At 60.8% G+C, this 16777-nt stretch carries 16 protein-coding genes; 1 reads left to right on the top strand and 15 read right to left on the bottom strand.

Annotation, left to right across the window (positions count from 1 at the left end; translation table 11 throughout):
• Nucleotides 1–10: 10 nt before the first annotated feature.
• From ntrB to J3O30_RS23365, 4 genes are all read right to left on the bottom strand, one after another.
• Nucleotides 11–904 (bottom strand): nitrate ABC transporter permease, encoded by an 894-nt coding sequence (ntrB, locus tag J3O30_RS23380; protein WP_207584955.1) that lies wholly within the window; start codon nt 902–904, stop codon nt 11–13.
• A 58-nt stretch (nt 905–962) separates the two neighbouring features.
• Nucleotides 963–2276 (bottom strand): CmpA/NrtA family ABC transporter substrate-binding protein, encoded by a 1314-nt coding sequence (locus J3O30_RS23375; RefSeq protein WP_207584954.1) that lies wholly within the window; start codon nt 2274–2276, stop codon nt 963–965.
• A 470-nt stretch (nt 2277–2746) separates the two neighbouring features.
• On the bottom strand, nt 2747–3751 hold the full coding sequence (locus J3O30_RS23370; protein WP_207584953.1) for an inorganic phosphate transporter: 1005 nt from the start codon (nt 3749–3751) through the stop codon (nt 2747–2749).
• Nucleotides 3751–4395 carry a DUF47 domain-containing protein gene (locus J3O30_RS23365; RefSeq protein WP_207584952.1) on the bottom strand — a complete coding sequence of 215 codons (645 nt, stop codon included), beginning with the start codon at nt 4393–4395 and terminating at the stop codon, nt 3751–3753. The genes J3O30_RS23370 and J3O30_RS23365 overlap by 1 nt, the downstream gene beginning before the upstream one ends.
• A 95-nt stretch (nt 4396–4490) precedes the next feature.
• Here J3O30_RS23365 and J3O30_RS23360 point away from each other — a divergent pair, with 95 nt between their 5' ends.
• On the top strand, nt 4491–5024 hold the full coding sequence (locus tag J3O30_RS23360; protein WP_207584951.1) for an NUDIX hydrolase: 534 nt from the start codon (nt 4491–4493) through the stop codon (nt 5022–5024).
• A gap of 26 nt (nt 5025–5050) precedes the next feature.
• Here the strand turns inward: J3O30_RS23360 and J3O30_RS23355 are convergent, their stop codons facing one another.
• From J3O30_RS23355 to J3O30_RS23305, 11 genes are all read right to left on the bottom strand, one after another.
• Nucleotides 5051–5962 (bottom strand): ABC transporter permease, encoded by a 912-nt coding sequence (locus tag J3O30_RS23355; protein ID WP_207584950.1) that lies wholly within the window; start codon nt 5960–5962, stop codon nt 5051–5053.
• Nucleotides 5959–7059 (bottom strand): ABC transporter permease, encoded by a 1101-nt coding sequence (locus J3O30_RS23350; RefSeq protein WP_207584949.1) that lies wholly within the window; start codon nt 7057–7059, stop codon nt 5959–5961. Before J3O30_RS23350 ends, J3O30_RS23355 begins: the two co-directional genes overlap by 4 nt.
• On the bottom strand, nt 7059–8579 hold the full coding sequence (locus J3O30_RS23345) for an ABC transporter ATP-binding protein (RefSeq protein ID WP_207584948.1): 1521 nt from the start codon (nt 8577–8579) through the stop codon (nt 7059–7061). Before J3O30_RS23345 ends, J3O30_RS23350 begins: the two co-directional genes overlap by 1 nt.
• A 3-nt stretch (nt 8580–8582) precedes the next feature.
• Nucleotides 8583–9680 (bottom strand): BMP family ABC transporter substrate-binding protein, encoded by a 1098-nt coding sequence (locus J3O30_RS23340; RefSeq protein WP_207584947.1) that lies wholly within the window; start codon nt 9678–9680, stop codon nt 8583–8585.
• 25 nt (nt 9681–9705) lie between these two features.
• On the bottom strand, nt 9706–11085 hold the full coding sequence (locus J3O30_RS23335) for an amidohydrolase (RefSeq protein WP_207584946.1): 1380 nt from the start codon (nt 11083–11085) through the stop codon (nt 9706–9708).
• 1 nt (nt 11086) lies between these two features.
• Nucleotides 11087–11749 (bottom strand): glutathione S-transferase family protein, encoded by a 663-nt coding sequence (locus J3O30_RS23330; RefSeq protein WP_207584945.1) that lies wholly within the window; start codon nt 11747–11749, stop codon nt 11087–11089.
• Nucleotides 11746–12591, bottom strand: a complete 846-nt coding sequence (locus J3O30_RS23325) for an aromatic ring-hydroxylating dioxygenase subunit alpha (RefSeq protein WP_207584944.1) — start codon at nt 12589–12591, stop codon at nt 11746–11748. The genes J3O30_RS23330 and J3O30_RS23325 overlap by 4 nt, the downstream gene beginning before the upstream one ends.
• Nucleotides 12588–13241, bottom strand: a complete 654-nt coding sequence (locus J3O30_RS23320) for a Rieske 2Fe-2S domain-containing protein (protein ID WP_207584943.1) — start codon at nt 13239–13241, stop codon at nt 12588–12590. The genes J3O30_RS23325 and J3O30_RS23320 overlap by 4 nt, the downstream gene beginning before the upstream one ends.
• Before the next feature lie 151 nt (nt 13242–13392).
• Nucleotides 13393–13659 carry an acylphosphatase gene (locus J3O30_RS23315; RefSeq protein WP_207584942.1) on the bottom strand — a complete coding sequence of 89 codons (267 nt, stop codon included), beginning with the start codon at nt 13657–13659 and terminating at the stop codon, nt 13393–13395.
• A 251-nt stretch (nt 13660–13910) separates the two neighbouring features.
• Entirely contained in the window at nt 13911–15362 is a 1452-nt protein-coding gene (gabD, locus tag J3O30_RS23310) for an NADP-dependent succinate-semialdehyde dehydrogenase (RefSeq protein ID WP_207584941.1), read from the bottom strand.
• Nucleotides 15363–15686: 324 nt separating this feature from the next.
• The gene (locus J3O30_RS23305) at nt 15687–16562 is read right to left on the bottom strand and encodes a GNAT family N-acetyltransferase (protein ID WP_207584940.1); all 876 of its coding nucleotides are present in this window, start codon (nt 16560–16562) and stop codon (nt 15687–15689) included.
• Nucleotides 16563–16777 lie beyond the last annotated feature (215 nt).

The raw sequence follows: 16777 nt of genomic DNA, 5'->3' as shown, positions 1-16777 counted from the left end.
GGGACGTTCCTTAGTTGGCGGTGGCGCCGCGCGTGATGAGTTTGCCGAGCGCAGCCACCAGCTTGTCGAGTGCGAAGCCGACGATACCGATATAGGCGAGCGCGACGATGATGTCCGGCAGGCGCGACGAATTCCATGCGTCCCAGATGAAGAAACCGATGCCGACGCCGCCGGTCAGCATTTCGGCCGCGACGATGGCGAGCCAGGAGAGGCCGACTCCGATCCTCAGGCCGGTGAAGATGTAGGGGGCCGCCGATGGCAGCATGATCTTCCAGAAAAACTCGAACTGATTGAGCCGCAGCACCTCGGCAACGTTGCGGTAGTCCTGCGGGATATTACGTACGCCGACGGCGGTGTTGATAATCACCGGCCAGATCGAGGTGATGAAGATGACGAAAATCGCGGAAGGGTTGGAATCCTGGAAGGCTGCGAGCGATAGCGGCAACCAGGCGAGCGGCGGAACCGTTCGCAACACCTGGAAGATCGGATCGAGACCGCGCATTGCCCAGACCGATTGGCCGATGATCGCTCCGACGATAACGCCGGTGACGGAGGCCAAGCCAAAACCATAGAGCACGCGTTGCAGCGAAACGAGCACGCGCCAGCCAAGCCCGATATCCTGGGAGCCGTTGTTGAAGAACGGATAGGCGATCAGGTCGTAGCTCTCCTGCCAGACCCGATGCGGCGAGGGCAAGGACGCATCCGGCGATGAACAGAGCGCCTGCCAGAAGAGCAGGATGAGTGCCAGCACCACGGCTGGCGGAACGACGTTGCGAAACGTGGCGGTTGCCGCATGACGAAAATCGATCCGTGATCTTTGCTTGCCGGATAATGGCAGAATTTTTGCCGCCGGCTTGGCAGAGACGGCAGTGGAGGGATTTGCTTTATTTGCCAGGGCGGACATCGACGCGCTCCTCACATGAACGAAAGGCCGGCGCGCCCGTGGCGCGCCGGAGGCGGGGTTAGGAGACAACCTTGATCGAAAGGCTGTCGAGATAGGCGGAAGGATTTTCAGGGTCGAAGATCTTGCCGTCGAAGAAGGTCTCCTTGCCACGGGAAGACGAGGCGGGAATATCGGCCGCCGCGACACCGAGATCCTTGGCGGCCTCGCGCCAGATATCTTCACGGTTCACCTGGTTGACCAGCGCCTTGATGTCGGTACTCGCCGGCAGATTTCCCCAGCGGATGTTTTCCGTCATGAACCAGGTATCGTGGCTCTTGAACGGATAGGAGGCGCCGTCTTTCCAGAACTTCATGTAGAGGTCGGTGGCCTTGACCTCGCGGCCGTTGCCATAATTGATGTCTCCCTTGAGGCGGCCGAGCACGTCCTTCGTCGGAACGTTGAACCATTGGCGCTTGCCGAGAATGTCCGCCATCTCCGCCTTGTTATCCATGCTCTCGCACCACTGCTGGGCCTCCATGACAGCCATCAGCAAGGCCTTGGCCGCATTGGGATTCTTTTCGATCCATTCGGCGCGGAGCCCCAGCGCCTTTTCGGGATGACCCTTCCAGAGCTCGCCGGTGGTAGCCGCGGTGAAGCCGATGCCTTGGTTGACGAGCTGCTCGTTCCACGGTTCGCCCACACAGAAGACGTCCATGTTGCCGACCTTCATATTGGCAACCATCTGCGGCGGCGGCACGACGATGGTCGAAACGTCCTTGTTTGGATCGATGCCGCCGGCGGCGAGCCAATAGCGTATCCAGAGGTCGTGTGTGCCGCCCGGGAAGGTCATGGCGGCCTTGATCTCCTTGCCTTCTGCCTTCTTTTTCTCGAACGCGGCCTTCAGCTTCGAGGCATCGAGCTGCACGCCGGTTTCGGCATATTCCTTGGCGACGGAAATGCCCTGGCTGTCGAGGTTGAGGCGGGCGAGGATCGCCATCGGCACCGGCTTATTGTTCTGCGTCACCTTGCCGGTATGCATGAGATAGGGCAGCGGCGAGAGGATATGGGCACCGTCGATACCGTTTGCTGCGCCGCCCAGCACGAGATTGTCGCGGGTCGCGCCCCAGGATGCCTGTTTGGCCACATCCGTTTCCGGAAGGCCATGCTTGTCGAAAAAGCCCTTCTCTCTAGCGATGATCAGCGGCGCGGAATCCGTGAGAGCGATAAAGCCGAGCTTGACGCCTTTCACTTCAGGGCCTGCTCCGGCTGCGAAGGCGCCGGACGGAAAGGCAGTTTTGACGGCGCCGATGAGGGCAGCCGCTGCGGTCGTCTTGAGCATGCTGCGGCGGGTTATGCCTATTGTCGAAATCCCAGTCTTCAAATTCGTTGTCATGCGCAGGTTCCCTCTGCTGGCTGAATTTGGACACAAAAAAACGCCGCTGGAAATTGCGTCCAGGGGATGGGAGCATCCCGGAGAGCAAAGACCTTGCGACGTCGGTGTCTGATGTAGGCGCTTATGCCGCGCCTATCCGCACCGGTCGCCGTTGACCGGTGCGTCTCAGGACTTGCAAGCAGCGTGCCAATTTCAAGAAGAGTTGGTAACGGCATGAAGCAAAAGGAGAAATGCGAAGAATTGATAAATGCCTATTTTTTGGGCTTTGTTATTTTCTGCTTCCGTTTTGTGCGATTACTGCTGTGGCCGCAGCCATGGGAGCGCTCTATTTGTGCAGTGCACGCAATATGGAAGTCGCGATGACGAGGACGGGGGAATGGATTCTGCCCGCCCTATTCGTCGGTATTGCCACTGGCAAAGCTCAAGAGGGGAGGGTCAATGCGAGGTGATTGCCTCGCCGTCACCTCATTTCATTGCAGCAAAGATACGAGGCCGTAGAACGCTGCGGATATTGCCGCAGCCGCCGGCATCGTTACGATCCAGGCTATCACGATGTTGCCGGCCAATCCCCAGCGCACGGCTGAAACACGACGAGCCGCGCCCACTCCAACGATTGCTCCAGTGATGGTATGCGTCGTCGAAACGGGAATACCGAGCCACGTCGCTCCGAAGAGTGTCAACGCTCCGCCCGTCTCTGCGCAGAAACCTTGCATGGGGTTGAGCCGAGTGATCTTCGACCCCATGGTATGAACGATCCGCCATCCGCCAAAGAGCGTACCGAGAGCCATTGCCGACTGGCAGGAAATGACCACCCAGAAAGGCACGTAGAATGTCGGGCCAAGATATCCTTGGCTGAACAAGAGTACCGCAATGATGCCCATCGTCTTCTGCGCATCGTTCCCGCCGTGGCCAAGCGAGTAGAGCGAAGCGGACACAAATTGCATGACGCGAAATGTCCGATCCACCGCAAACGGCGTTTGCCGGACGAATAACCAGGAGACGGCGAGCACCAGCACGAGGGCGAGCAGGAAGCCGATGGCTGGCGAAAGGAAAATGGCACCGACGGTCTTTAGGAGGCCGTTCCAGACGATCGAACTGAAACCCACCTTTGCCAGGCCGGCCCCCACCAGCCCACCGACAAGCGCATGCGACGAACTGGACGGAATCCCGAAAATCCAGGTGAGAATATTCCAAATGATAGCGCCCATCAGTGCGGCGAAGATCACTTGAGGCGAAACGATCGCAGGATCGATGATGCCGGTTCCCAGCGTTTCGGCCACATGCAGACCGAAGAACAGGAATGCGATGAAATTGAAGAACGCCGCCCAGGCGACCGCATATTGTGGCCGCAGGACGCGGGTCGAGACGATCGTGGCGATCGAATTGGCCGCATCATGCAGACCGTTGAGAAAGTCGAAGAACAGGGCGACAACGACCAGGCCGACGAACAGCGGCAAAGCGAGGGAGGCATCCATCAGACGTTCTCGATGAGAATGCCGCTGATCTCGTTGGCGACATCCTCGAAGCGGTCGACGACTTTCTCCAGCTCTCCGTAGATTTCGCTTCCGATCATGTAGGCCATCGCATTGCCGCTGGCGCCATAACGCACAAACAGCTCCTTCAAGCCCTGGTCGTGGAGCTCATCGGAACGTCCCTCCACTCGGGTGACCTCCTCCGCGATGGCTGCGAGACGTTGCGCATTGGCTCCCAATTTGTCGAGGAGGGGTATCGCTTCGGCGACAAGGTTTGCCGCCTTGACGATTTCACTGCCCATCTGCTGCATGAGCGGATCGAAGCAGGATTGCTCGAACAAGCGGATCGTCTTGACAGTTTTGTGCATCATGTCGATCGCATCATCCATCGACTGAATAAGGTCTTTGATGTCCCCCCGGTCGAAGGGCGTGATGAAGCTTCGCCGAACGGCAAGAAGAACCTCACGCGTGACGTCGTCGGCCTCGTTTTCCAATGTGACGATACGTTCACAGTTTTTCTGAACGTCATTGCCCTTCAGGAGTTGATCGAGGGCGTGCGCCGCGGCAACGACGGTCTTCGAATGCTTGGAAAACATTTCAAAGAATCTGTCTTCCCGTGGCATCAGCTTGCGAAAAATGCTCATCATGCCTGCGAACCTTCCTCGTGCGGCCGACTGTCATAAATGTGTCATAAACACGCTCAGGCAATTGAAGCAACAAGCAAATCGGCTACTCCATCGCTATGACGCCTAGCAAAAAAGGCAGGAAGCCTAGACTGGACAAAACCCAGCCACTACTGCGGCAGCTCGCTGCTGTTCCTGAAACGCTGTTCGCCGGCGCATTCCGCCAACAATATGGCGCTATTTGCTTCCGCCATTGCAATGCCGGATCCGAGGTCGAAATCCTGGTGATCACATCGCGCGAGAGCGCACGCTGGGTCATCCCGAAAGGGTGGCCGATGAAGGGGAAAAAGCCTTTCGAAGCAGCAGCAATCGAAGCATGGGAGGAGGCAGGCGTGCGCGGGCTGGTGAAGAAGAAGCCGGTCGGACGCTATACCTATCTCAAAGAATTCGACAATGGCGATGTGGCCCCCTGTATCGTCGACATGTTTCAGATTGAGGTCACGGAAATCAGCGGCGATTTCAAGGAGCGGGATCAGCGTATTCTCGAATGGGTCAGCCCGGATGAAGCGGCACGACGCGTTCGCGAGATCGAACTCAAGTCGCTGCTCGTCCAATTTGAAGTGCGCAGTCGCAAGAAACGCGATCGCGGCTGACCGCTGACACCTTTCCGCACGATGCTCTATCGCTCGAATGGTTCGCCCAGTGAAGCGACGCCGTTCAGTTTCAGCAGGCGGCGGTCGGCGGAGATGATGCCGAGCACGATGATCGTGACGAGATAAGGCAGGCTCGAGAGCAATTGCGAGGGAACGTCCAGCCCGCTTGCCTGGGCTGCAAGCCCCATCAGCGAGACCGCACCGAAGAGGCAGGCGCCGAGGAAGATGCGACCGGTGAGCCAGGTCCCGAAGACGACCAGAGCGACGGCGATCCAGCCGCGTCCGGCGATCATTCCGTCGGCCCAAAGTGGTGTGTAGACGACCGCCGCGTAGGCGCCGGCGAAGCCGGCCATCGCGCCGCCGAAGGCGATGGCGAGGATACGGACCGATATGACCGAATAGCCGATAGCGTGGGCGGCCTTCGGGTTCTCGCCAACGGCCCGGACGATGAGACCAAGCTTGGTGTAGGCAAGTATGGCCCAGAGAGCGAGGGTCGCGGCGAGCGAAATCCACACGACGATGTCCTGGACGAAAAGACCGCCGATGACCGGGAGTTCCGACAGCCCTGGAAGAGCAAGCTTTGAAAGACCTTTGACCGTCAGGCTTTCATAGGTCTTGCCGAAAAGCGCCGAGAGGCCCTGGCCAAGGATGCCGATGGCAAGGCCGGCGGCCACCTGGTTTGCCCGGAACCCGAGCGTGACGAAGGCAAAAAGCAGGGAAAGGGCAGCGCTGCCGAGCCCTGCGGCGATGAAGCCGAGAAAATGTCCGCCGCCATGATAAACGACGATGAAGGCGAGCACGGCGCCAAGCGCCATCAATCCCTCGACCCCGAGGTTGAGGACACCGGCGCGCTCGGCCACCAGTTCGCCGAGTGCTGCCAGAAGAAACGGTGTCGCGGCAGCAAGCATGCCGGCAAGAATGAACTCGATGGCGTTCATGGCAGGCTCCGCTGGGCGGTGCGGCGCCATTCAAGACGGTAGCGCACGAAGGCGACGGCGATCAGGTAGGCGAGCAGCAGACTGCCCTGGAAGACACGGACGGCGGCGATCGGCAGGCCGGCCGAGACCATGGCATTGTCGCCGCCGATATAGATGACCGCCATGACCAGCGCCGAGACCACGATGCCGATTGGATGCAGGCCGCCGAGATAGGCGACGATGATGGCCGCATAACCATAGCCGCTCGCGACCGAACGCTGCAGCTGGCCGAGCGGACCGGCAACTTCGGCGGCGCCGGCAAGGCCGGCAGCAAAACCGCCGATCAGCAGCGAAAGCCAGATCGCCCAACCTTCCCTGAAGCCGGCGTAGCCGGCAGCCCTCGGCGCCAGGCCGCCGACCTGCAGCTTATAGCCGATGAAGCTCTTCTGCATGAAGACCCAGGCCGCAACCGACAAAACGAGGGTGATGAGGAAGGAGACGTTGACACGAGTACCGGCAATCAGGGTCGGCACCATCGCATCGTACTGGAACATCACCGACTGCGGGAAATTGAAGCCGTTCGGATCCTTCCAGGGGCCGAGCAGCAGATAGTTCAACAGTTGCGCGGCAACGAGGCTCAGCATCAGCGAAACGAGGATCTCGTTGGCGTTGAGGCGTACGCGCCAGAAGGCGGTAAGAGAAGCCCAGAGTGCGCCGCCGATGGCGCCGAGCAGCAGCATCGCCGGCCAGATCCACTGGCCCGTCGCCTGGGGAAACCAGACCGGAATGGCGGAGGCGAAGATCGCCCCAAGGATAAACTGGCCTTCGGCGCCGATATTGAAAACCTTGGCGCGAAAGCCGATTGCCAGCCCCTGGGCGATGAGGAGGAGGGGCCCAGCCTTTAAGAGCACTTCCGAAAATGAAGCCCAGGAGAGGAAGGGCTCGAAAAGCATCGCATAGACGACCGCGACGGGGTCGCGGCCCATCAAGACATAAAGGCAAAGATTAAGTGCGATCGCCCCCCCGAGCGCGATGACGGGTGCGCAGAGGGCCGCAGCCAGCGAGGCACGCTCCCGGCGGACCAGGGTGGGAACGGAAGCGGGTAACCAAGCGCTCATCACTGGACTTTCTCGGGCGAGGTATGTGCCCCGATCATGTATCGGCCGATCTCCTCGGGCTTCGTGTCCCGCGTTGCGAGCGGCGGGCTGAGCCGGCCGTGATGCAGCACCTGGATGGAATCGCAGAGCTCGAACAGTTCTTCCAGTTCCTCGGAAATGACGAGGATCGCCATGCCCTGATTGCGCAATGCGACCAGGCGGCTGCGGATGGCGGATGCAGCGCCGACATCGACGCCCCAGGTCGGCTGCGCCACGAAAAGCAATTTCGGAGACAGCATGATTTCGCGGCCAACGATGAACTTCTGCAGGTTGCCGCCGGACAGGGTGCCGGCTTCCGCATCCGGACCGGGTGTGCGGACATCATACTGACGGATACAATCCTTGGTGAATGTCATCGCTCGTGCCCTTTCGATGAGACCACGCCGTAAAAGCTTGAGTGGATGGGCCGTCAGCAAGCTGTTGAGGACGAGCGACATTTCCGGCACGGCGCCGCGTCCGAGCCGGTCTTCCGGAACGAAGGCAAATCCGAGCTGCCGCCGCGCGGCGGCATCGAGCCTGCCGACATCCATTCCCATCATGTAGATCCGGTCGCGTTGTTCGCGCCCCAGCATGGTCTCGCCCGAAATCAGCGCGGCAAGCTCACTTTGGCCGTTGCCCGAAATACCGGCGATCCCAAGGATTTCGCCGGAACGCACTTCGAGACTGAGGCCGGAGAGCGGCACCGCAAAGGGATCGTCGGGCTGGTGGTCCAAACCGATGATCTCCAGCCGCTTTTCCCCGCCAGACAGCGGCAGCGCCGAGATGGGTGCCGGCATATCGCGGCCGATCATCATCCGGGCAAGGTCATGGGCGTCGTGATCGCGCGGGTCGATATCTCCGGTCACGCGTCCGCTCCGCAGAATCGTCGCGCGGTCACAGATCGCCCGAATTTCTTCGAGCTTGTGGGAAATCAGCAGGATGGAAACGCCGCCGTCGCGCAGCCGACGCAGGGTGTCGAAGAGTTTCTCCACCAGTTGCGGCGGCAGGACGGAGGTGGGCTCGTCAAGGATCAGCAGCTTCGGATTGGTCATCAGGCTTCGGATGATCTCCACCCGTTGCCGCTCGCCGACCGACAGCGCATGCACATGGGCAAGCGGATCGACTTCGAGGCCGAACTCCCGTCCAAGCGTCCGGATACGTTCCTTGAGATCAGCTTTGCGACCCGGCACCACCAGCTGAATATTCTCGATGACCGTCAATGTCTCGAACAGCGAAAAGTGCTGGAAGACCATGCCGATACCCTTGCGCCTCGCCTCCCCGGGGGAGGCGAGGCGCAAGGGTGTTCCTTCCCAGACGACATCTCCGTCGTCCGGCTGCTCGACACCGTAAATCAGCTTCATCAGCGTCGATTTTCCCGCCCCGTTTTCTCCGAGGATCGCATGGATCGATTGCGGAGCCACGTCCAGATCGATTGCCTGATTGGCATGGATCTGGCCGTAGCTTTTCGAAATGCCACGCAGCGACAGGAGCGGGGTGGTCATGAATTATTTCGGCAGCGGCGTCGAGACGCCCTTGACGTGCCAATTCATGGCTATGATCTCAGGGTCGGCCATGGTTGCGCCCGAGGCGGCACCTTCGCTGCCGTCGGCCTTGGTGATCGGCCCGGTGAAGGGCGAGAAGCTGCCGTCGGCGATCTTTGCCTCGACCTCTTTGATCTTGGTCATTACGTCGGCCGGAATATCTGGGTTCCAGTCGACCACTTCGACGACCTTGTCGGCGACGCCGAGGAACGTATTGGCCCCCTTGAACGTACCGGCGAGATGGGCATCGACCGAAGCCTTGAAGAAGGGCGACCAGTCCGTCGAGATGCAGCCGAGATAGGTTTTCGGCGCATACTTCTTCATCGACGAATTGAGGTTGAAGGCGTAGACGCCGGCGTCCTCACAGGCAGAGATGACGGATGGCGTGTCCTGTGCATTGGAGAAGATCACGTCGCACTTCTGCGCGATCAGCGCCTTGGCTGCCTCCTGCTCCTTGGCCGGGTCGAACCAGGAATTGACCCAGACGACGGAGACTTCGATATCCGGCTTCACCGCCTGGGCGCCGAGCGTAAAGGCGTTGATCGAGGTAATGAGCTCGGGAATGGCAAAGGCCGAGACGGAGCCGAGCTTGCCGGTCTTGGAAAGCGCCGCCGCGGCCATGCCGAGCAGATAGGTGCCCTGGAAATATTTGGCGGCGAACGGCGAGAAATTCGGAGCAACCTGGAAGCCGGAGGCATGCAGGACCGTCACGCTCGGATCACGGCGGGCGATCTGCAGGGCGCCGTTCTGATAGCCGAAGGAGCCGGCAATCAGGAACTTATTTCCGTCGGCGACGGTCTTGGTCATGATGCGGTCGGCGTCCGGGCCTTCGGCTATATTCTCAAGCACCGTGACCTTCACCTTGTCGCCGTAAGCGGCCTTGATCGGCTCGAGACCGGCGGCAAGGGCGTGCCCCCAGCCTACGTCGCCGATCGGCGAAGGGACGACGAGGGTGATGCCGAGCGGCTGGTCGGCGGCGAAGGCAAGACGGCGGCCGAGCGCGCCGGCAAGGCCGGTGGCGGCAGCGGCCGTCATCAGGTTTCTGCGGGTCAATTTGGTCATGTTCACGGGTTCCCTTTTTTGGTTTTTAGAATTTCACGGCTGCGAGTGCAGCCTCGGCGTCGGCAGAAAGCTTGGCCTCGTCGAGACCGGGGAATTCCCCCTTCTGCCAGACGATGCGGCCATTGATCATCGTCATGTCGGTCGCCATGCCGATGCCGACGCGGGCAATCAGGCTCAACGGATCGTGCCGCGTACCGACATAATCCATGCGGCGCGTGTCAATCGCAAACAGGTCGGCTGCCATGCCGGGCGCCAGCCGGCCGATGTCGCGCCTGCCGAGCAGGCTCGCACCGCCTGTCGTGCCGTAGCCGAGGAAATCGACGGGCGGCGGCACGGGATGGGCGCGGCTGGAGGAGACCAGGCACTGCAGCATATAGGCGGAGTGCAGGCAGTGCATCAGGTTGGAATTGTCGTTGGAGGCGGCCCCGTCGCAACCAAGGCCGATGCGCAGGCCGAAGGCGGCCATGGCGGGAATGTCGGTGACTTCAGCGCCGACCAGATAGACCGGCTCCGGGCAGTGCGCCACGCCGGTGCGGCTCGCCGCCATCTTCCTGAGTTCGTCGTGGCTCAACTCCCAGCAATGGGCATAGAAGGTGTCCGGCCCGGCAAAGCCGACTTCTTCCAGATAATCGACCGTGCGCATGCCATGGCGAGCATGAATGACCGGGCTTTCGCCCTCGCCGACATGGGTGTGCATCATGACGCCGCGATCACGCGCCAGCGCCACCGATTCCGCAAAGGTCTCGCGATAGCAATTCACCGGCTGGCAGGGCGCCACCACGACCTGGCGCATGCTGAAGGGGTTGGCATCGTGGTAAGTGTCGATCAGCCGGGCGCAGTCGGCGATGAATTCATCGGTCGTTTCCAGCATCTCGTCGGGAATGGTCGAGCCCTCCGACTTCGGCAGGGTATTGCCGCCGCGGCCGGCGTGGAAGCGCATGCCGAACAGTTCGGCTGCTTCGAACTGGCGGTCGATCAGCCGCTTCCCGGCGTGCCGCGGGAAATTGTATTGATGGTCAAAAGCCGTGGTACAGCCATGTTTGATCATCTCGGCCATCGCCGTGACGGAGGAGTGGTAAAAACACTCCTCGTTGAGCTGCGAAAAGATCGGGTAGATCCAGTCCAGCCACTCGATGACCGAAAGCTTCGTCCAGTCGAGATCGGCGCGATTGCGCACGAAGCATTGGAAAAAATGATGATGGGTGTTGACGAGGCCGGGATAGACGAACCAGCCGGCAGCATCCTGAACAGTCGTGCCGGCGAAAAGCGCGTCCGCCGCCAGATTTTCGCCGATCGCCACAATCGCCGAACCGTCGGTCAGGAGATCGACATGGCGACGGACGACCGGCCCCTTGCCCTCGTCGACGATCACGGCCGCGCAGTTCTTCAGGAGATAGCCGGTCATGTCACGCCTCGCCCGGTTCTTCGATATGAGGTTCGGGCTTCAATTCGTGCAGCCGGTGAATACCCGGCATTTCGATAAACTTGTCGAGGGCTCGCAGCGCCCGCGACCAGAGCCGGATGGCGGGATAAGCATCCAGCGTCACGCCCCCATCGGGCGCCAGCGCCACATAGGGAAAGCAGGCGATGTCGGCAATTGTCGGCCGGTCGGCGGCAAGAAAGCGCACGCCGCGAAGACCCTGCTCGACGAGCCCGGCCTCGAGCTCGCGAAGTGCGGCGATACCCTGGGCCTGCAGCGCGCCGATATCGCCCGGCCGCAGCAGCATCTCATGAAGTCGCGCGCCGCCGAGGCTTGCCGTCAGCCGGCCGGAGAACGACAGCCATTGCTGCACCTGGGCCGCTTCCCGCGCCGCGCCATTACCAAGCCATTCGGGTGCTGCCTTGGCGGCGAGATAGACGAGAATCGCCGACGACTCGGTCAGGATCAGATCACCATCCTCCAGGATCGGAATGGAGCCTGCCGGATTGAGGGTGAGAAGCTCGGGGCCGCGATGCTCGGCGCCGGGATGGAAATCCACCGGACGAAGTTCCAGCTTCACGCCGGTCAGCGCCGCCATCAGGCGCACCTTGTAGCAGCTGGGGGAAAGAATGTAGTCGTAGAGCCTCATTGCGCCACCAGCTGTGCGCCGTAAGTATAATTGTGACGCTTGAGCCAACGCCGGTAAGCGATCGATGTCAGATCGGCCCGCGTCGGGATTTCCATACCGGGATCAAGCGGCAGGAGCCGCGGGATCTGGTTTTCGAGGATCGAACGGTCTTGCAGGAAGATCGTCTGCTGGAAGTGGATGAGGTCGGTCATCGCAGTTTCGTCGTCGAAGAGCGCCATCCACGGCCAGACGTCGCACAGGTCCTCGGCCAGCGGCTGCACGAAGAGCGTGATGACATCCCATTCGCTCGGGCGCGGCGGGCAGGTCTTGTAGAGCACGGAACAGGTCGGTGCCGGCACGCGGTACATATACTCCGTGGTGATCCCGCCGCTTGCCGACTTGGAGGCCTGCGGCTGGTAAAACTTCACCTGCGTTGCCCAGACTTCGTCTTCCTCCTCGCGGATCTCGACCTTGTAGTTCTGAACCTCCGTGTGCGGCTCTGCACCGAGAATGTCGGTGTGGACGAAGGGGAAATGGGCAATGTCGAGGAAGTTCTCGACGGCGCGCAGGGGCGAGCAGCGTACCCGCACCACGCCGACGTCGACGAAACGGCGGCCGGGCTGGTCGGCCTCGGGGATCGGGAAAATATCCTTCTTCGGCTCGCCGAGGGAAGACCAAACATGGCCGTAACGTACGCGCACCGGCAGAACACGGCCGTCGCCGGCCGTTACCCGCGCATTGCCATCGGCGTCGCTCGCCACTTCGATCGGCTCGCCCATCAACGCCGTCCTGCGACCGGGGCTCTCAAGCTGACTGAAAAGCCCGACCGGATACCATTCGTCGATCATCGCCTGCATCCTCACCGCGCGATCTCCTTTTTCTGAAGACCTTCAGCCCGGCGGCGCAGGCCTTCGGCGGCCCGCGAAGCGCCGATGGCGACGGCGGGGCCGACGTCACCCTTCAGCAGCACATGGATCAGCGTCTGCCCATCTTCCTGAGCGGATAATAGCAGACAGAAGCTGCCCGTGGATGCGTCGATCTCGATAAGACCGTCAGGGTTCGCCTTCACGCCGGCTGCCGCCTCGATCGCGGCAGTGCCGGCAAACGCCGTCAGCGAGCGCAGGGGCATGAGGCCGTCAAGCCTCGGCGGCTTCGAAGTGGGCGTGCCGACCGCCACCCAGATCACGCTGCCCGCTTCCTCGACGTCATGGGTGGCGACACGGATGGTTTCCGGCGGCGCCAGCCCCGGATGGGCGGGAATGCGCAGACAGTTTCCGGCCTGACCATAGCTCCAGCCGTGATAGATGCAGGAAAGTGCCTCGCCGCGCACGAAGCCATGGGACAAACGCATGCCGCGGTGCGGACAGCGATCCGCCGATGCCGATATACGCCCCAAAGCGCTGCGCCAGAGGGCTATCGATCCAGATGCCGTCCGGGCCGGCATGACGGTTGCGGCCGGCAGATCTCGGGAAAGGGCGACTGGCGTCCAAAAGCCGGTCGTATCGGATGGCATGACTAGACTTCCTGAACCATACTATGTTTTGTAGAGCACGCTCCACCTTGGCCTCAAGGCAGTTGCGCTCAAGGCCTCACGTTTGCATAGTTATTTCGCATTGGCAATATTGATTAAATAATATGCACATCGCAAAAAACCGCATTTGGTGTCAGGCCGTTTCTCCGATGATCGCCGTGCGTTCTATGCTCTCGACCCATACGTCGATTGGCCCCAGCGAGCACCCCACCTCCATCATGTCGATCAAATCCTCCGGTCCTGAAAGCTCGAGTTCAATCCGCATCGAACTTGTATGAGATATGCTGTGCGAGAGCCCGAGCTTGGCGGCATGGCGCCGGATCCAGGGGACAAAGGACGCAGCCTCGAGATCACCGACAATCGTCATCCGCTCCTGAACGTGGCTTGTATCTTGTCCCATGCTCGCCCTTGCTTTTCCTGCACCATAGCGCCTGGATGAACTTGCCAAAGGGTCATCATCGAATCGAGGATACGCCGTCGGAGTTTGCTCTGCAAAAGGCCGGTGACCCTCCACGATGCTCAGCTTGCACCGTGGTGAGCCGACAGGTCGATGACGCCGCCTCGACGGCAAGCCCATAGCCATGACGGCCGTTTCTCGAAAAGAACAGAAATCGTGGATGGGCTATGCTTGTCTTGGGCCTTGTTTTGGCCTCAGGCGATGCCGCCGAGGCAGACATATTTGATTTCGGTGAATTCCTCGATGCCGTATTTCGAGCCTTCGCGGCCGAGGCCGGAGAGCTTGACGCCGCCGAAGGGGGCTTCGGCCGTCGAGATCAGCCCGGTATTGACGCCGACCATGCCGTATTCCAGCGCTTCGGCGACCCGGAAGACCCGGGCGAGATCCTTGGCGTAGAAATAGGAGGCGAGACCGAACTCGGTGTCGTTGGCCTGGGCGATCACATCGCCTTCGTCCTTGAAGCGGAAGAGTGGAGCCACCGGTCCGAACGTCTCTTCCTTCGCCACAGCCATGCCAGCGGCGACGTCGGCCAGCACCGTCGCCTCATAGAAGCGCCCGCCGAGCCGATGGCGATGCCCGCCGGCAATGACCCGGCCGCCCTTGGAAAGCGCATCGGCGACATGCTCTTCGACCTTGGCAAGTGCTGCCTCGTCGATCAGCGGGCCGAGATTGATGCCCTCGTCGAAGCCGTTGCCGGTCTTCAGCGCTCCGACGGCCTTCGACAACTTCTCGGCAAAGGCGTCATAGACACCCTCCTGCACATAGAGGCGGTTGGCGCAGACGCAGGTCTGGCCGTTGTTGCGGAACTTGGCGATCAAAGCACCTTCCACGGCCGCATCGAGATCGGCATCGTCGAAGACGATGAAGGGGGCGTTGCCGCCGAGTTCCAGCCCAAGCTTCTTGATGGTCGCGGCGCTCTGCCTGTAAAGCTCGGTGCCGACTTCGGTCGAGCCGGTGAAGGTCAGCTTGCGTACGACGGGGCTTGCGGTCATCTCGCCACCGATGGCGCGCGCCGAGCCGGTCAAGACGCTGAACAGGCCTTTGGGGAAGCCGGCGCGCTCGGCAAGGATGGCAATGGCAATTGCCGAAAAGGGCGTCTGCGAGGCCGGCTTCAACACCATGGCGCAGCCGGCGGCAAAGGCCGGCCCCGCCTTGCGGGTGATCATCGCATTCGGGAAATTCCACGGGGTGATGGCGGCAACGACGCCGATCGGCTGCTTCATCACCAGAATGCGCTTGTCCTTCTGATGGCCGGGAACGATGTCGCCGTAGACACGCCGCGCCTCCTCGGCAAACCATTCGATGAAACTCGCGCCATAGGCGATCTCGCCCTTGGCTTCAGCAAGCGGCTTGCCCTGTTCTGATGTCAGGATGCGGCCGAGATCGTCCTGATTGTCCATCATCAGCTGGAACCAGCGCCGCAGGATCACCGACCGTTCTTTGGCGGTGCGGGCTGCCCATTCCTTCTGCGCAATCTCGGCTGCGGCAATCGCCGCCTTGGTTTCCGCAGCCCCCAGATTGGGAACGCGGCCGATGATCTCGCCGGTCGCGGGATTATCCACGGCGATCGCATTGTCCCCGGCCTCGATCCAATCGCCGCCGACCAATGCGGCCTGCCGAAACAAAGTTGCGTCCTTCAATTCCATGACTGTCTCCTCAGATAGACCATTTCTGTTTCTTCGAGTCGCGGGGATGCTCTATCTCTTTTCGTGTTTGTGCAATCCACCACACAATTTTGCGGGAATGCGCTCGACACCTCAGGCACGCGATCGCCGACAACTGCCCATCCGGCTGCGGCGACCGACCGGGGTCGAGCCACGGGTCTCGACCCGTCCTTCGAACCCCCGTAAACGGGCGAATGCCGCGGCCTCTCCGTCACCAGGGTCTTGTAGGGCACGTCCCTTCTGCCCGTCAGTACGGGGGAGAAGGTAATCCATCAGCGTAAAATTAGATTTCGCCAGTCCATTACACTAGCTTAGCGCATGGCCGGCCAAACCATAAACCGCCGGTTCGCCGCTCTGCCTATTTAAGAAATTACGCCCCTTGGACATGGTCGTAACGGTATCGGAGACGGCGAGCCGGCTCTGTTGAAGGAACTCGGCGAACAGGCCTTTCTCTCGGGTATCAACACGTGCGAACCCGCCTGCCAAATCCTTGAGATGCACGGCGGCAAGATTGATCGCGTCCTGATCATTGCTTGCCACGATCGGACCAATCACATGGCCACGCCCGAACTCGCGGCACATGGAATAGCCGACGATTTCGTCGCCTCGCCGGAGTGTGCAAATGGACGCCCCCTCAGCAAGCAAAGCGATCAACTTGCCGCGATCGGTGCCGAAGGCTCGCGTATCGAGAGCGTTGATCTCCTCGATTTTGTCGCTGGACAGTTCGCTCAACTGCCCATTCAGCTCCGGCAGGGGAGGAAGCTTCGGCCCAACATCTCCCTGGTATTGATAGACAATCGCTTCCTTGGTGAAATCGAGCGAAACATAAAGTCTGTAAGCTGCATGGGTCGAATTCAAGCTCAGATTGCGGTCGCCGCACTGCTCGAACACTTGGTCCATGAGCCATCGCCCGGTCCCTTGCGCCTGCGTGCGAGGCGAGGTGATCACCAGACCGATCGTGGCGAAATCATCGCCATGCGGAAACCACATCGCACTTCCGAAGACGCGTCCTATGCCATCGACCGCAACGATGCCAAGCCCAGCGCGCCGCAGGAGATCCCAGTCTTTGGGCCGGTGCGGCCAGCCGACGCCGATCGACAGCGCGTGAAGCAGGCTGACATCGACACTGTTTATATCCTGCGCGATCAATTCGAATGATTTCAGGCGCACTGATTTTTGCATTTTCGGATATCCGCTCCGTTCGCCGGATCACCAAGCTCCACTGGAGGTAGACAGTGTCTTTGATCATGCGCCGATTGCAACCAAGTCACAATATTGCACACCAAGGCCGGCAGGATTGGCTTGTTCATCGCAACAATTCGAAATCTTCAGCTGAACCGAAGCCCTACTCAGCAGGTAAAACGCATCCCTGCGCTTAGGCTTAGTAACATCTAGAC

Origin of the sequence: Rhizobium sp. NZLR1 (genome assembly GCF_017357385.1) — a bacterium.
GTDB lineage: Bacteria > Pseudomonadota > Alphaproteobacteria > Rhizobiales > Rhizobiaceae > Rhizobium.
This window is presented reverse-complemented; position numbering and strand designations above follow the sequence as displayed.

Excerpts from the sequence above, each read along its gene's own strand:
- J3O30_RS23370 (WP_207584953.1), bottom strand. The coding sequence starts at position 3,751 with ATGGATGCCTCCCTCGCTTTGCCGCTGTTCGTCGGCCTGGTCGTTGTC.
- J3O30_RS23330 (WP_207584945.1), bottom strand. The coding sequence starts at position 11,749 with ATGAGGCTCTACGACTACATTCTTTCCCCCAGCTGCTACAAGGTGCGC.
- J3O30_RS23360 (WP_207584951.1), top strand. The coding sequence starts at position 4,491 with ATGACGCCTAGCAAAAAAGGCAGGAAGCCTAGACTGGACAAAACCCAG.
- gabD (WP_207584941.1), bottom strand. The coding sequence starts at position 15,362 with ATGGAATTGAAGGACGCAACTTTGTTTCGGCAGGCCGCATTGGTCGGC.
- J3O30_RS23340 (WP_207584947.1), bottom strand. The coding sequence starts at position 9,680 with ATGACCAAATTGACCCGCAGAAACCTGATGACGGCCGCTGCCGCCACC.
- J3O30_RS23305 (WP_207584940.1), bottom strand. The coding sequence starts at position 16,562 with ATGCAAAAATCAGTGCGCCTGAAATCATTCGAATTGATCGCGCAGGAT.
- J3O30_RS23345 (WP_207584948.1), bottom strand. The coding sequence starts at position 8,579 with ATGACCACCCCGCTCCTGTCGCTGCGTGGCATTTCGAAAAGCTACGGC.
- J3O30_RS23355 (WP_207584950.1), bottom strand. The coding sequence starts at position 5,962 with ATGAACGCCATCGAGTTCATTCTTGCCGGCATGCTTGCTGCCGCGACA.
- J3O30_RS23365 (WP_207584952.1), bottom strand. The coding sequence starts at position 4,395 with ATGATGAGCATTTTTCGCAAGCTGATGCCACGGGAAGACAGATTCTTT.
- ntrB (WP_207584955.1), bottom strand. The coding sequence starts at position 904 with ATGTCCGCCCTGGCAAATAAAGCAAATCCCTCCACTGCCGTCTCTGCC.
- J3O30_RS23335 (WP_207584946.1), bottom strand. The coding sequence starts at position 11,085 with ATGACCGGCTATCTCCTGAAGAACTGCGCGGCCGTGATCGTCGACGAG.
- J3O30_RS23315 (WP_207584942.1), bottom strand. The coding sequence starts at position 13,659 with ATGGGACAAGATACAAGCCACGTTCAGGAGCGGATGACGATTGTCGGT.
- J3O30_RS23350 (WP_207584949.1), bottom strand. The coding sequence starts at position 7,059 with ATGAGCGCTTGGTTACCCGCTTCCGTTCCCACCCTGGTCCGCCGGGAG.
- J3O30_RS23375 (WP_207584954.1), bottom strand. The coding sequence starts at position 2,276 with ATGACAACGAATTTGAAGACTGGGATTTCGACAATAGGCATAACCCGC.
- J3O30_RS23320 (WP_207584943.1), bottom strand. The coding sequence starts at position 13,241 with ATGCCATCCGATACGACCGGCTTTTGGACGCCAGTCGCCCTTTCCCGA.